The 15,747-nt window shown below is 36.5% G+C and carries 14 protein-coding genes; 7 read left to right on the forward strand and 7 right to left on the reverse strand.

What is annotated here, in order from left to right:
• Positions 1-357 precede the first annotated feature (357 nt).
• Complete coding sequence (locus tag GHC26_RS05210; protein ID WP_163970459.1) at positions 358-777, reverse strand: universal stress protein; 420 nt, start codon at positions 775-777, stop codon at positions 358-360.
• Between the two features lie 233 nt (positions 778-1,010).
• Positions 1,011-1,448, reverse strand: a complete 438-nt coding sequence (locus GHC26_RS05215; RefSeq protein WP_163970216.1) for a CBS domain-containing protein — start codon at positions 1,446-1,448, stop codon at positions 1,011-1,013.
• Between the two features lie 187 nt (positions 1,449-1,635).
• Between GHC26_RS05215 and GHC26_RS05220 the strand changes: the two genes are divergently transcribed.
• On the forward strand, positions 1,636-2,292 hold the full coding sequence (locus GHC26_RS05220) for a hypothetical protein (RefSeq protein WP_163970217.1): 657 nt from the start codon (positions 1,636-1,638) through the stop codon (positions 2,290-2,292).
• Between the two features lie 56 nt (positions 2,293-2,348).
• On the opposite strand, the gene asnB is transcribed toward GHC26_RS05220, so the two are convergent.
• Positions 2,349-4,193, reverse strand: a complete 1,845-nt coding sequence (gene asnB / locus GHC26_RS05225) for an asparagine synthase (glutamine-hydrolyzing) (RefSeq protein WP_163970218.1) — start codon at positions 4,191-4,193, stop codon at positions 2,349-2,351.
• A 316-nt stretch (positions 4,194-4,509) separates the two neighbouring features.
• Entirely contained in the window at positions 4,510-5,772 is a 1,263-nt protein-coding gene (locus GHC26_RS05230) for a metal-dependent hydrolase family protein (protein WP_163970219.1), read from the reverse strand.
• A 247-nt stretch (positions 5,773-6,019) separates the two neighbouring features.
• Between GHC26_RS05230 and GHC26_RS05235 the strand changes: the two genes are divergently transcribed.
• On the forward strand, positions 6,020-6,469 hold the full coding sequence (locus GHC26_RS05235) for an Hsp20/alpha crystallin family protein (RefSeq protein ID WP_163970220.1): 450 nt from the start codon (positions 6,020-6,022) through the stop codon (positions 6,467-6,469).
• Positions 6,470-7,275: 806 nt separating this feature from the next.
• Positions 7,276-8,064 carry a DUF2268 domain-containing protein gene (locus GHC26_RS05240; protein ID WP_163970221.1) on the forward strand — a complete coding sequence of 263 codons (789 nt, stop codon included), beginning with the start codon at positions 7,276-7,278 and terminating at the stop codon, positions 8,062-8,064.
• 72 nt (positions 8,065-8,136) lie between these two features.
• On the opposite strand, the gene GHC26_RS05245 is transcribed toward GHC26_RS05240, so the two are convergent.
• Entirely contained in the window at positions 8,137-8,403 is a 267-nt protein-coding gene (locus tag GHC26_RS05245) for a hypothetical protein (protein ID WP_163970222.1), read from the reverse strand.
• Between the two features lie 201 nt (positions 8,404-8,604).
• Here GHC26_RS05245 and GHC26_RS05250 point away from each other — a divergent pair, with 201 nt between their 5' ends.
• The gene (locus GHC26_RS05250; RefSeq protein WP_163970223.1) at positions 8,605-8,715 is read left to right on the forward strand and encodes a YjcZ family sporulation protein; all 111 of its coding nucleotides are present in this window, start codon (positions 8,605-8,607) and stop codon (positions 8,713-8,715) included.
• A gap of 56 nt (positions 8,716-8,771) precedes the next feature.
• On the forward strand, positions 8,772-8,936 hold the full coding sequence (locus GHC26_RS05255; protein ID WP_163970224.1) for a YjcZ family sporulation protein: 165 nt from the start codon (positions 8,772-8,774) through the stop codon (positions 8,934-8,936).
• A 609-nt stretch (positions 8,937-9,545) separates the two neighbouring features.
• Here GHC26_RS05255 and GHC26_RS05260 read toward each other — a convergent pair.
• The gene (locus GHC26_RS05260) at positions 9,546-12,311 is read right to left on the reverse strand and encodes a UPF0182 family membrane protein (RefSeq protein ID WP_226376858.1); all 2,766 of its coding nucleotides are present in this window, start codon (positions 12,309-12,311) and stop codon (positions 9,546-9,548) included.
• 306 nt (positions 12,312-12,617) lie between these two features.
• Between GHC26_RS05260 and GHC26_RS05265 the strand changes: the two genes are divergently transcribed.
• Positions 12,618-13,763: a winged helix-turn-helix domain-containing protein gene (locus GHC26_RS05265; RefSeq protein ID WP_163970226.1), complete on the forward strand. Its 1,146-nt coding sequence runs from the start codon at positions 12,618-12,620 to the stop codon at positions 13,761-13,763.
• Positions 13,764-13,821: 58 nt separating this feature from the next.
• Positions 13,822-15,084, forward strand: coding sequence for an MFS transporter (locus GHC26_RS05270; protein ID WP_163970227.1), 1,263 nt, complete (start codon positions 13,822-13,824; stop codon positions 15,082-15,084).
• 45 nt (positions 15,085-15,129) lie between these two features.
• On the opposite strand, the gene GHC26_RS05275 is transcribed toward GHC26_RS05270, so the two are convergent.
• Complete coding sequence (locus GHC26_RS05275; protein ID WP_404821767.1) at positions 15,130-15,747, reverse strand: helix-turn-helix domain-containing protein; 618 nt, start codon at positions 15,745-15,747, stop codon at positions 15,130-15,132.

A 15,747-nucleotide genomic window follows, 5' to 3' on the forward strand; every position in this document is an offset into this window, starting at 1 on the left:
TCTCACGAAATTCTTAGCTTTCATTCGTACTTGACATACTGGTTGTTTTGTTCAGTTTTCAAGGAGCAAAATTTAAAGTGCTGCTTTAGCGACAACTTATTAATTATATCATATCAACTAATTCAAGTCAATATGTTTTTTGTGATCTTGTGTCACCTTTTTTAGAGCGACTAAATTAGTATACCATCTACCGACATCATAGTCAATAAGTTATTTTATTGCGTCTGTCATATTAGCGACATGAATAAAATTATATCACTTAACATTGTTAGTGTCAATATCCTTTGGCTCGTTTTGAGCGACAACAAATAGAATACAATGGTTTCAATTGCATGTCAATGCTTTTTTATACACATGTTATTTTACAATCAGTACAGGACATTTTACTTCTTTGACTACTTTATGACTTACGCTACCCAACACAAACTCTTGAAGCGTATTTAAGCCTCTACTCCCAATGACAACTACGTCAAAGTTGTTTCTATTAGCGTAATCAACAATTGCTGGTCCTGGCTCACCCCGTAGAATATTTATTTTATAATTCACACCAGCCTTTTTTGCAATTTGTTCAAATTCATTAAGTCGTCCCTGTCGAGTATCAGTTAGATCTGTTCTATTCCAATAATTTAATACATCTGACTTAGCTTTTTCTGCATCAACAACATAAACAACTTCTATGCTTGAGTTTGAATTTCCCTTAGCAAGGGTTAAAGCATTTTCTTCAGCACGAATTGCATGGTTTGACCCGTCAGTAGCTAATAAAATTTTATGATACATCATCTATGACCTCCCTTAAAGAATCTTTCTATTATTATTGAAACATAAACCTTCTTGGCGAGATTAATCATTCCTCTTAGAACGTTCAGTAAGTTCCACTACTTATGTACTATCTTCTATATTATACAATCTTTTTTATTTCATTTTATATTGAACAACTAACAACCGTAAACATAAAAAATGGTTGCTTCACAGCCATTTGACTGTAAAGCAACCAAACACATTATACATTGTTATTGTTGAGGTTTGGAAGGGGTTGAGATATTAGACAACGCTTCTTCAGCTTCATCATCATATTGATTTTGTACAGCTAAGTCACCTAATGCTACCATCCCAACGACTTGGCCGTTTTCCACAACAGGTAAACGACGAATTTGTTGTTGTGACATTAATTCGGCTGCTTCATTGACATCCATGTCTGGTGTACCTTGTACAACTTGCTGTGATGTCATTATCTCTGTTACAGGAGTTTGTGCTTGCTCTCCTTGTGCAGTTGAACGAAGAGTAATGTCACGGTCTGTTACCATTCCAACTACTTGACCACTATTATTCACAACTGGTACAGCACCAATATTATGCTCACTCATAATGGCTGCTGCTTCTTGTACAGTTTGATTTTCTTTAACAGTGTATACATCTGAAGTCATTAGATTGCGTAATTGTTGTTGCATGAAATAACCTCCCCTTTCGTTTCTTAGCATGAGCCTTAAGTAAAAAAATATTAAGTACACTTTTTACCAAATTTCAACTTCTACATTAAAGCTATACATTAAATTGCACACCTTTCACTTTATAATAAGCATGAAAATAATTTTTCATCCATTGGAAAAGATATAACCAAAAGGAGGAGATAAAATAATGAAGAAGTTATGCATGTTTTTATTTTTAATGTCAATTTCAATTGTTTTAGTTGCGTGTGGCGGAGATACCAATGACACTGGTGAAGAAGATACAACTTCTGAAGATACAAATGAAGAACAAGAACAAAGTGAAACCAATGAGGAAGAACCTGAAGAAGAAGTTGAAGACACTGGGGAGGCGCAAGTTGGTGATACAATAACCAATGAAGCTGGGGAAATGACCTTAGTTAGTCGTACAGATGATGTTGGAACATTTGAATCTGGTCCAATAAAGTTAACCATTGATAAAGCAAATGGGGTTTCTGGAAAACTAAGTGATGAAATGGCTGAAATGATGGAAACAGAGGAGTTAGAATACATTCAGGTTGATATGACAGTTGAGAACACTACAGAAGAAAACATAACCTTTTATGCTTCACAAGCCGTCATGACTACTAATACTGGGGAACAACTTGAACCAGATATGTGGTTAAGTGATCATATTGATGGTGAATATATAGGGCAAGTAACTAAGACTGGGACTTCTCACTATATATTAGAAAATTCCAAAGCAGAGGATGTTGAGTCTATCCGCTTAATTTTTAGCGCTCCATCAAATGAAGACTGGGAAGATGTTGGCGAAGAAATTGATATTGAAATTGATCTAGAAAAATAATTAATCTAAAAACATGGTGTACCCTTTTTTCATCAAGATGTACACCATGTTTTTTATTATGAATGAACTTTTATATCATAAGTCCGTAACCAATAATCAATTTGACATAAATGTGCAATTAATTGTGGACCTTTCATGAGTTGACCATACCAAGGCTCTTTAAATTCTTTTCCTTCACTTTTTACAATAGAATCAATTTTAGAACGAGAAACAAATTCAAACAATGGTGACTCTCTATCCGCTAGAATATCTTCCATCCAAGACATTACTGCTTGTGTATAAGATGGCTGGAATGTTTTCGGATAAGGGCTTTTCTTTCTATATAAAACATCATCGGGAAGAATACCTTCTAAGGCCTTACGTAAGATCCCTTTTTCTTTCCCATTAAACACTTTCATTTCCCAAGGTATATTCCAAACATATTCCACCAATTTATGATCAGCATATGGAACACGCACTTCTAAACTTGCTCCCATACTCATTCGGTCTTTTCGGTCCAGTAGTTGTGCCATAAACCAATTCATGTTCAAGTAGAACATTTCACGTCTTTTCTCATCCTCATATGTTTCTCCATCTAACCTTGGTGTTTCCGCGATCGTTTCACAATATCGATCATAAACATAAGTTTGTAAATCTAACTTCTTTTGCCACTCCGGGTTAAGCAAGTCAATTCTTGCGTCTAATGACCTCATCCAAGGAAATCCTTCGTGTTCATTGGAAGGATCATGGAACCAAGGATAACCACCAAAAATCTCATCAGCACACTCACCAGATAAACTAACTGTAGTATGCTCTTTAATTTGTTGACAGAACCAGAATAATGAAGTATCAATATCTGCCATACCAGGTTGATCCCGCAATAAAACAGATTCCTTTAACAAGTCGGCCAACTTAGAACCAGATATTACTTTATTATGATGATCTGTCGAGTAAGCTTGTGCCATTTTATCAATCCAAGGCTGGTCAGTAGAAGGTTGAAATTTGCTTTCTTCAAAGTAATTTTCATTCCCCTCGTAATCCACTGAAAATGTTTTAAGAACACCATTGCCATTACTTTGGAAATAATCAGCAGCGATTGCAGTTATTGCACTTGAGTCAAGTCCTCCAGATAAAAAGGTTGACACCGGAACATCTGCCACCAACTGTCGCTCGACTGCATCTGTGAATAAAGATCTCACTTTTTCTGCTGTTTCCGTAATAGAATCAGTGTGTTGCTTGCTTTGTACATTCCAGTAGCGCCAAATAGTTAATCCATCTTTTGAAAAACACAAAGAATGTCCTCCACGTAGCTCCTGTACTCCTTTAAAAATACCGTGTCCTGGTGTTTTTGATGGTCCCAACCCAAAAATTTCGGCTAATCCATCCCGATCTACGGATGCTTCAACATCATGATGGGCTAATATGGACTTAGGCTCGGAACCAAATAAAAAGGAGTGAGAATCATGACGAAAAAATAACGGTTTTACCCCTAAGCGATCTCTTGTCATAAACAATTGAGCTCTATCTTCATCCCATACGCCAAAAGCAAAGATACCATTTAAGTAGTCCACGCAGGCTTCTTTCCATTCTATATATGCAGTTAATACTACTTCCGTATCGGACATCGTTTCAAATTGGTACCCTTTATTTGTTAATATATTTCGTAATTCCTCTGTATTATATAGCTCTCCGTTATATACCAGAATGTATCGGTTTCCATTCATCTCCTTTACCATTGGTTGTTTACCGCCTTCTATATCAACTACGGAAAGTCTTTTGTGCCCAAAACCAACATTTTCATTCACCCAAAATTGTGTATCATCTGGACCACGTTTCTCTAATGTATCAGTCATCTTTTGTAATGTTGTTTGTTGAGATCTTACATCATCGTACCAATTAACGATTCCTGTAATCCCACACATATGCCTCAACCTTTCTTAAAAAAGTATGCGAAACATCTTATGCAAACTTCAAATCAAATGTTACGCACACAACATTAACTACGTGTCTTTAGCAGTACGAGTAACCGCCTTGATCTATGTATGAATTTTTTGGCTAAATTCAATAGATTTAACACCTTTAGCGGAAAGAGGATTCATCTCAGACTTAAAAGTACCTCTTTTCTATCCAATAACGAAACGAGGAACCACCTTAGTCTATGGTATCAACGAAAAATAGCATACCAACCACGATTGGTATGCTAAGTTTTTCCCGTCGAAAGTGAACAACCCATTTTAGTTAGCCTATTACAGCAACATCTGATAATGTGTTCTTCTCTATTTTTCCATTTTTCACAACGACTTGAATCGTAGCATTATCTGCTAAAGAATAAATATCTTCTAATGGATTTCCTTTCACTACAACAATATCGGCTAATTTTCCTTGTTGAATTGTTCCAACTTTATCGTCCCATCCCATACACTCGGCTGCTGTTTTTGTAGAAGCAATAATGGAATCCATCGGTGTCATTCCACCATCGACCATTAGTCCAAGCTCACGTAGGTTAGTGCCATGTTTCATAACCCCTGCATCGGTTCCCATTGCAATTTTAACACCTGCTTTATAGGCTTTTGTAAAACTTGCTTTATGTTGCTCAATTACTTCTTTTGATTTTTCAACTGCGGATGCTGGCATACCTGTTTCTTCCGCTGTTTCTAATACAGCAACGGGAGCAAGTAACGTTGGGACTAAATAGGTTCCATTTTCTAACATCAATTCAATTGCTTCATCATCTAAGAAAATACCATGCTCAATAGAATGGATACCTGCCTTCACTGCATTTTTAATCCCTTCAGATCCTTGTGCATGTGCCATGACTTTAACACCTTTACGGAACCTTCCCTCTTCCACAATAGCCTTTAATTCGTCTAAGGAGAATTGCGTGAATTCTGGATGATCGGTTGCACTTAATACACCACCAGTTGCATGTACTTTAATCACTTCTGCACCTGCACGAAGCATTTCTCTCGTTTTCTTACGTACTTCCTCTACCCCATCACATTTTCCATCAGGCATTCCTGGATAGTTAGATGGTAATAAATCAATTACATTTCCTGAAACAGTATAGCCATCTCCATGTCCGCCAGTAATCGTTAATGCATTAATACTTAACTGAAGACGTGGTCCAGTAATGAAGCCATCCTCAATTGCCTTTTTTACACCTAAATCAGCACCAAGCGCGTCACGAACAGACGTAATCCCAGCTTTTAGCGTATTTTCTAAATACTTTTCTGCTTGATAATACATGAAAGAGAACGGTGTTTCTAGTCGTTGCGAAACTGGTGAGAACTCCATCATCATATGTACATGTGCATCAATTAATCCAGGTAAAATCGTTCCACCTTCTGCATCGATAACCGTTTCTTCTCCACTAATCTTATATCCACTTTCTGGACCAACATAAATAATGCGCTCATCCTCCGTCACAACAATCGCACCTTGTTGAACGTCACCACCATTACCATCAATCAATTGACCATTTTTAATTACTGTTTTTCCCATTTTCATTCCTCCTATCCATTTTGCCCTTACAGACAATTGAACAAATTCTTTTCCTATTGTTAAAATTTAATAATTACTATACCACCAGAATTACTGCATGTCTATACTTTTTTCAGATAATTTGATTCAATTTGAAATTTTCTTGCCTAACTAATACTCATTTTCAGTAATTAGCATACTAGCCCAGTACATTTTTCTGATTTTGCATAGGTTATTAATAAACATTTGAAAAAAAGGAGTGATGCAATTGAGCACCAATAAAAATTTACCAGAAGGATTTGATCACACATCATTCCACCAACTCATGAAACAAATGGATCAATTTTTAAATGAATCTGTTAAACAATTTAATGACTTCTTTCAGCAAAAACCATTTGAAGTAAATATGTATGAAACAAATAAAGACATTGTAGTGGAAGCAAATTTACCTGGATATAAGCCGAATCAAATTGAACTGGAAGCAATCGGAAATCAATTACGTATTGCGGTAGAAGACAATGCCACTTTAGAAGAAAAAAACGATGAGAAAAAGTTTCTAAACAAGGAACAATCCTTTTTTAGAAGCGAACGAGTTGTTACATTACCTTATCCTATTCCTGAACAGGATACCAAAGCTTCCTTTTACGAGGGGATCTTGAAAATTTCCATTCCTAAAAAGGACCGTAACATTAATTATATAGATATTGATGAATCCTAAATAAAGTGAAACTTCAACCAGTGGGTGTTTCCTTTCCTCCCCCACTGATTGTTAGTTGAACGAACCGGACATTTACGGGCAGTTTGATCCCCCACTTATCTTTCTTGGATCTCTTAAGAAGAAATCTTGAAGTGGGGGGCTTACTGCCCGTTACATGCGGGATAAATAGTTATAAACTAGTAATCCGCACATAGATTACTAGTTTTTTTACAAAGTAAGAGAGAATAAAAAAGTTGGTCTCATTACTGCCTTTTACAGGAAAGGCCACGTCCAGTTTCGAGCGATTGACGTCCTAGTACTGGCGTTGTCACAGGACGTGACGATTTTAGCCAGTGAGAGCGATTGACATCCTAGTGCCGATAGAAATAAGGACGCCCGAGTTTTCATCGCCAGCGCCTACCCCCTCGAGGTCATAAGTCAATATTACGCGCAAAAAGCACCACGTCGAGGCTTGGCTTATGCTTGGCATATAAGAAAAACTTTCTTACTGCATAAGTGCAACTAAGGCTTTCGCCACTTGGCGACAAGCCAAGCTTTCTAATCAGGGGTGACCAAGGCACTTCTAGCTTTTGTTCTCACATTTATTAGGCTATCGCATATTATTGTATAAAGTGGAACTTCAATCAATTGAGGTTTCGATTCGCAGGACGTACTAGTGCTGACGGTTGCAAGAGGACAAGGAAAACTATGACAGCGACACATCGGACGAAGTAAAAGTGATTTTCTTTTTCGGGGATGTGGGATTCTTAGTCGGCCTGTCAATTACATGCGGGATAAAAGGAAATATCTTGTTTAGGGGAATGACTATGGGTATTATACGTACAGACAAATGGTTAACACATTTATATGACCAACCATTAAAAATGTGTGATCGATTAAGGTCACAATTTTCACACGCAAGTAGTTCTGATATTTACACTCATCTACTCCAGCATGGGATGTATCAAATACCATTAAAAGATGGGCGTAAAACCATTGATTTACTAAAACAACAGAATAGTTGGGAAATCCTTCAAAAAGAATTAAAACAATTACAACAGAAATGGAATGGTCCAGATGTACCCGTCTACATCTTCCCTTCTGATACTACAAACCACTCCTTACAAAAGGACCATAATGGTAAGTCTGGCCTCGCCTTTAAGGATAAACTATTTTTATTTTTTTCCGAGGAAAATGCCATCGAAGAAATAAAGGCATTGTTCACCCATGAATATAATCATGTTTGTCGGTTAAACGCGTTTCCATCACCAAATGAAGAAGATATCACATTATTAGATGCCATTATTATGGAAGGATTAGCAGAACATGCTGTTTACGAGCGTTTCGGGAATAAATTTATGGCAGACTGGACAACGTATTATTCCGAAAAAGACTTACAGAAAATCTGGCATAGATTAATATACCCTAATCGAAAGGCACCCAAATTTATCCAAAAACATCGGGATATTCTATATGGCTTTCGATTTTACCCAAAAATGATTGGGTATTGTGTTGGATATTATTTAGTACAGAAATATACAACTACACACAATGCAACAAGTAAAGATCTCCTCTCGATTCCATCCAATGAAATTGCTGGCATTACAGATGACTAACAAAAACTCGGTATCCTCTCATTTTAATAAAGGATACCGAGTTTTCTTTATTAAACAATATTGATGTTACCATTAAATAAAGAAGAATGGTAATAACGTTAATGCTGCAATAGATCCTAACGCAAGCCCAAAGCCAAATCGCCCTGCACCCCAGCCAGGACCATAAAATCCGTAACCAAATCCACCTAAGTTACCAGGTCGGCCAAGTGGCTGTAAATATACTTGATGATGATCTACATGCTGAATGATTCCACGATGAACTCCGCCGTCATGAGTTCTAATCTCAACCGCACGACCTCTATACCGCTGACAAAGCCCATAAAAATGATTCACTGACATAACATCACCCCCATATCATAATGAAACTATGGCAGTATATGTGTGGAACCAATAATCCGTAATGGACAAATATAATAGATCTTTGAAAAGTTCTATCTATGAACATAAGACATAAAAAATCTTAGTGAAATTGGGATAGTGTCCATATCATCATTGGATATCTCACATATATTGATAGTAAAGCGATATGGAGGTGTACTAATGAGTGAACCAGTTGCAGGGGTTGGATATGGCAGTGGTTTTGCCCTACTAGTTGTATTATTTATCCTACTAATCATTGTAGGTTCTGCATATGTTGGTTTTGGATATTAACCAACACCTCAGAATAAAAACAAATAACTAAAAATTTAGGTTAGGAGGATTAATTTATGAGTTTTGGATATGGAGCATGTGGCTATGGCGCACCAGTAGCAGGAGCTGGATACGGAGCACCAGTAGCAGGAGCAGGAGCTGGCTATGGAGCTGGCGGAGGATTCGCATTAATCGTTGTACTATTCATCCTTCTTATCATTGTAGGCGCAGCTTGGCTATAAGATAGAAATATACGCTTTACCAAGTAATGGCAGCCAAATGAATTGGCTGCCATACCTCTATTCCACAAAACACCTCTTTTAGGAACAAAAGCGCAAGCGCCTTGATCACCCCCGATTAGAAAACTTGGCTTGTCGCCAAGTGGCGAAAGCCTTAGTTGCACTTATGCAGTAAGAAAGTTTTTCTTATCTGCCAAGCATAAGCCAAGCCTCGACGTGGCACTTTTGAGCGTAATGTGGATTGGCTTATGACCTCGAGGGGGTAGGCGCTGGTCGATGAAAACTCGTGCGTCCTTATGTCTATCGGCACTAGGACGTCAATCGCTCTCACTGGCTAAAATCGTCGCGTCCTGTGACAACGCCAGTACTAGGACGTCCTGTCCGTCGAAGCTGGACGTGGCTGTTCCTGTATATGAACAAAATAAAGCCAACTTTTTATAGTTTTTTATCTTTTTATAAAAACTAACACATTCGCTCGTTCTTAGCGAATGTGTTAGTTTTTCTTATACTTAGAACATTAAAATTTTAGCCACGTCGAATCCACCTCTTAGCTAATATTTTATACTTTCCTAACGTACAAAAAAAGCGTGCATCTAGATGCACGCTTTTTTATTATTCAACTTCATTTACCTGTTCTTCCATTTCCGTTAACAGTTCTGCTGCTTCTTGCCAGTTTCCTTGTGATAAGGCTTCTTGGTAAGCGTCAAAAAGATCAGCAAACTCAGTTAGCATTTCCTCTGCATCAGTTATTGGTACAGATTCATCCATATCTTCCTGGCCTTCTTCGGTTTCTTCTTGTCCTTCCTCTAATTCATCTGGTAGTTCTGGTTCTTCTACATCCACATTAGGATTGATAATTTCTAGCATCCTTTCAAGCGATTTCTCAAATGTCTCTTCCATGACAATGTGATCTTCATACGCTAAGACAACCTGTTTCACCTCTGGAAGAGATGTTTCATTATTTGATTCAATATAAATTGGCTCTGCATATAAAACGGTATCCTCAATCGGAATTGCTAATAAATTACCACGTATTACATCTGATCCTCCTTGAGACCATAAATTTAATTGTTGTGAAATCACACTGTCTTGGTTAATACGGTTCTCAATTTGCTGTGGACCGTAGATGTTTCGTTGTTTTGGAAAACGATAGACAAATAATTCACCATAATTTTCTCCATCATTTCGTACCCCCATCCATGCAATCATGTTTTGGCGATTTTTAGGGGTGTATGGCATCATTAAAATAAACTCTTCTTCCTCATATTCAGGTAACTTCATCGTAATATAATATGGTTCCATCTCAATGTCTTCGTTAAAATATTTTTCCGTTGGGAACTGCCACGTGTCTTCCCGATTATAAAACACTTCTAAGTTAGACATATGGTAAACACCATACATGGAAGATTGAATCGAGAATAGATCAACTGGATATCTGAAATGTGCTTCTATATCAGCTGGTATATCTTCTGTAAACAGATCTGGAAAAATCGACTGATAGGTTTGTAATAATGGATCATCAGGATCAACAACATAAAAATCAACTTCACCAGTATAGGCATCCACTGAAACTTTTACCGAATTACGGATATAATTCACATTCCCATCATGTGCTTCAGAATATGGGTACCGTTCAGCTGTTAAATAAGCATCAATGATCCATGTGAGTGATCCATCATCACGTACCACAATATATGGGTCGTTATCATAGTCCAAAAATGGAGCGATTCGGTTGACACGATCCATAATATTTCGCGTTGCAAGTAATTCACTTTCATCATTAATTTGATCTGATACAAACATACGGAATGAACCTTCATCTATTGCAAACAAAAGTCTATTGATCCCAGTTAATGGGATACCCGCATTTGCATCATAACGTGTAGACATATTTTCATCCCCAGAAGGGTAATCAAATTCATCTACTTCACTTTTTACAACTACATTTTGATAAGATTCTTCCCCAAAATAGATTTGTGGTTTTTCAACATCCATTACTCCTTGAGGTGGTAAATCCTTAATCATATACTCTGGTTGTCCCTGGGCAGTCACCTCATTCACGTCACTCATGGCAACCCCATAACCATGTGTATAGCGTAATGTGCGGTTAACCCATGTTTGCGCTTGAGAAGGAAGGTTTTCCATACTTAATTCCCTTGCGCCAAGAAAGACTTGTTCATATTCCCCATCGACTTCATAACGATCAACATCGACATCATTAAATTGATAGTAGGACCGTATAGTTTGAATCTGATTATAAACATCTAATAGTGGTCTTACATCGTTAATACGTACATTATTGATGGTTAATTCATTTTGTTCTACAATGTCCTCATCTAGAGAGGCATCACCACTGAGCTCTTTTTCCTCAATTTGATCAAGGTCATATGCTGCTCTTGTGTAGTTCAAATTTTGTTCTAAATAAGGCGTTTCTCTAGAAAACTCATTCGGAGACACGACAAAGTTCTGAACGACCACAGAAGTTATTTGTCCACCTATTAGTAGCACGACATATGCAATAACAGGGATAACCATTGCATTTAGTTTTCCCCTACTGAGAGCAACAATCATCCAAATACTACCAATAACAGCAACTGCTGCTAATACATAAGCTGCAGGAATATTAATCAATTTATCCGTATAACTTAAGCCGTACACAACACTCTCTTGAAATAAATTTACTTTATTGGTCAGCAATGTTCCATATGGTTCTAATAAATGATGTCCAGCTAGTAATATACCAATTATGCCAAGAGTCATCCCCATATGCCACTGTGCTGATCGGCTTAATCGGTACATATGAAAGACGGAATAAGCACCTACTTCTAATAATAATGTAAGAATACTTAAACCTAACAATACAAACACGATAAAGCGTAAGAACGGTAATAAAAATACATAAAATGAGATATCTAGATTAAAATGTGGATCGGTTTCCCCGAATGAAGCATAATTTAATACTTTTAATGCAGGTTCCCAGCCGAATCCTTGTATTACCGAACTACCAATTAACCCTATAAATAGACCAATAGCAGCGATAATTGCATTACTTATTTTACGGCTTAAAATGATTTTTGGTAGTTGATGTTCATCAAAATGGCTTAAATAAGAACGACGAATCCAAAAAAACGTAAAGTATGTTACACCAAAAAATAGGACAAACCCTATAACACCTAATAAGACTTTACTTCCTAAGATCGTTGTAAACACAGAACCAAATCCAATTGTGTCCATCCATATATAATCTGTGACATAGTTTAAAACAAATAATCCAATGATTAATAGAAAGATAATAATTCCGACGATATAGCCTAGAAAGCGGAATCGTTTCTTCCATCGTTCCACCTGTTGTTCCGATATATTATCTCCAAAATCCAAAATAGACCCCCCTATAATTCTTTCATTATGGTAAAGCATAACTTACTCGGTTGATTTTTCAACCCCTGCTAGTGCTGACGTTATCATAGGACGTGATAATCTTAGTCCGTTTGACAGTTAACACGTAATATATCTATCATACCAGAAATTTAGAAAACTTTCTTTTATCTATACGTATTGAGTGAAGAATGGTTTCAAATTTTTTTATAAAGTAAAAGAAATAAACTAGTGAATGGATAGGTGTAGATAAACTAATTTGAAAACCTATATAATAAAGGTAAGCATTAAGACAGTGGAGGCTAAACAATGATTGACTTACAACTGAACGAACGTACCTTTTCGATTTCTTATGAGAATGAAACCATACAACTACTTCGAAAGGAATTTTTACTCTTCTCCTATTTATATAAAAACAAAGGACAATCATTCACTCGTAATGAATTGCTTGATGCGGTGTGGAAGCTTGAAACACCAAGTGACCGAACAGTGGATGACCATATATATCGTCTGCGTAAGAAGCTAGGAGATTGGGAACATCTTTTCTTTATTGAGACTGTTAAAGGATATGGATATCGTTTATTGATTCATGACGAAACGGACAAAAATTCTCACCCAATGCTTAGTGATAAAGAATTTGGTGAACAAACAAGAAAATTATTTCATTTATATTATTTGTACGGTCAAGGAACAGCACTCCATACACTAACAACTACCAAATCGCTTGGTTTTCCTATTACCAATGAACAAAAAATATACCTTACCTTGCTAAAAGGTGATTTTAAAACAATCGTTGAAACTGATACATTTCCACAATCGCAAAAGATGTTCATGATTTTGTACTTATACTCCTATGTTGAAACAGACCTTCACAAAGTAATTGTTAAATTGGAAGCTGCACTTGATAAACGACTTTTACCAGAACATCTCAAGTCTGAAATCGAGTGGTTCAACTTGCCATTTGTCTATCTCCAAACTAATCAAGTAAAACGTGCCATTGCTTTAGTAAATACTGCTAAGAACCATGTATCGACACCAGAACATGGCTACTATCCGTTATTAACCCTTCTAGAAACGATGATTTTTTTGCAAATAAGAAATCTAGATGCGGTAAAGGAAAACATGAAGTTAATGGAAAACTTTTTCAAGCAACGACCATATCAGCGTGAACTTGGATTATTCACCATTTTAGAAGGTCTTTATGACATCGTAACGACCTCTAAACACATACCAGGACAAAAATTAATAAATAAAGGATTAGATATTATTGCAAATTCACGACATACCTACTACTTTCTCTTTGCATATAAGGTAATCAATCATTTTCTGGAAATTTATGATAGTAATAGTACATTGCGAAATGACTACAAAAAGATGGAGAACAAGTTTTTTCAGGATCATCAATTGTTCCATTTAACACCCGAAATAACAAAGCAAGTAAATTCTTTTGTCTGATATTCCTCTGACATACATTCCTTATGCTAAAGATAACACGATATAGGGGATGAAAATAATGAAAGAAACAGACAATAAAATACTATCTATCTGGAAAAATAAAGCATTTTTGAAGCTTTTTAGCTCGTATTCCATTTCTGTGATGGGACAATTTTTCGACATGATTGCTATTATTCTACTATTTACGTATACATGGGAATCCGAACCCTTATTGATCTCACTCATTCCCATTATGTATGCTCTGCCATCAGCATTATTTAGTCAATTTATTGGAATTATTGTTGACCAAGGCAAAAAGATAAACCTTATGCTCATCGCTGATATACTCACAGCAATCTTAACATTATTACTCATCTTTATCGAAAATCCGTACATCGTCTTAGGGATCCTATTATTGCGAGGAACGGTTGTTACCATACACTTTCCAGCACAACAGGCAGTCATTCAACAAATCGTCGAAAAGGACCTTATTTTAAAAGCTGTTACCTTAAACGGGACGGTTAATCAATTATCCAAAATCATTGGTCCATTTTTAGGAGCAACTTTAGCCGCTGCCATTTCACCGAAGGCTAGCTTAGCTGTTTATGTTATTGCACTTCTTTTATCTGTCTGTTTTCTTCTTTATTCCCTTCGACATATCGACGAAAATGAAACAGTCGAAATTGCTGCCACATATAAAGAGAAGACTACTTTTTTTGCCATTTGGAAAGATGGATGGAAACTATTATGGAACGCAAAAGTTCTATTTGTTAGTTTCCTATTTACACTAACTGGTTTTACTGCCATTCAGTTGGTGGATGTCCAATTTGCAGTTTTGTTCCGAAATTTCGCCGCCGATGAGCCTTCGCTACTTGGATGGAGTATGTCAACCGTTGGATTAGGAGCAGTAATTGTCATGATTGCATTAAACAGCGTAAAGACGATTAATTCTTATGGTTGGATATTAGGTGGAAGTATTTTATTAATTGGATTAGGTTTTAGTCTTTTAGGATTTATGCAACCAGGAATGCATTATGTTTGGCCAATAATGGCATGTTTTGTGGTAGGAATGGGAACAGGATTATTTAGTGTTGGCTTTAGCTATCTTTTACAAAAAGAAAGTCCTGAAGGCAAAATTGGGCAACTGTCTGGATTATATAATTCTGTTACTGGTTTCATTCTACTTATTGCACCAATTACTGGTGGTATCATTGTACAGTGGCTCGGAGTTACACTAACTTTCCAACTAATTGGAATCTGTATCAGCGTGATCGGTATGAGTGGAATTGTTTTTCAACGTATACTATGGAAGACTTATAATAATACACATAATTATATGTAAGCTAAAGAAAAAACCTAAGTCTACTCGTGTTAGACTTAGGTTTTTTTATCTATAATATCTCTCTATAAAAATCGTTAATACCTTTGCACCTTCATTATCAACAGGCACAAACAGATGTGGGTTTTCACCTTTAAAATATGCGGTATCCCCTTTTTCCATCTGATGTTCTTCTCCATCGTAATATAATAAAATAGATCCTTCTAAAATATAAATAAACTCATCTTGGGAATGTGTATATGCATCAACACGATAATTAGCATCTTTCGGAGTAACATATACAATGGTAGGTTCAATATTTGAAAAACGTGACCGATTTGCAAGCAATTCAAAGGAATACCCCATATTTTCATCGCCTACTTTAAATTGACGTTTCGTTTTAGGGAGGACCATTATATCTGTTTCAGGGTGGCCATCTAATACCCAAGATAAAGGCACATCTAGTACCTCAGAGATTTTCGATAATGTTGCTACAGCTGATGATGTTTGACCATTTTCAATTTTTGATAAAAGGCTTTTTGATATGCCACATTCATCTGCTACTTGTTGTTGTGTTTTTTTATGTCGCATGCGTGCTTCTTTTATTTTTTGTCCGATATGTTGAATATCTATTGGGATCTCCCCTTTCTTGACCGTACTATGAATGGTTATATAATAGAATAGTAT

It is taken from the genome of Oceanobacillus halotolerans (genome assembly GCF_010993955.1).
Taxonomy (GTDB): Bacteria; Bacillota; Bacilli; order Bacillales; family Amphibacillaceae; genus Oceanibacillus_A; species Oceanibacillus_A halotolerans.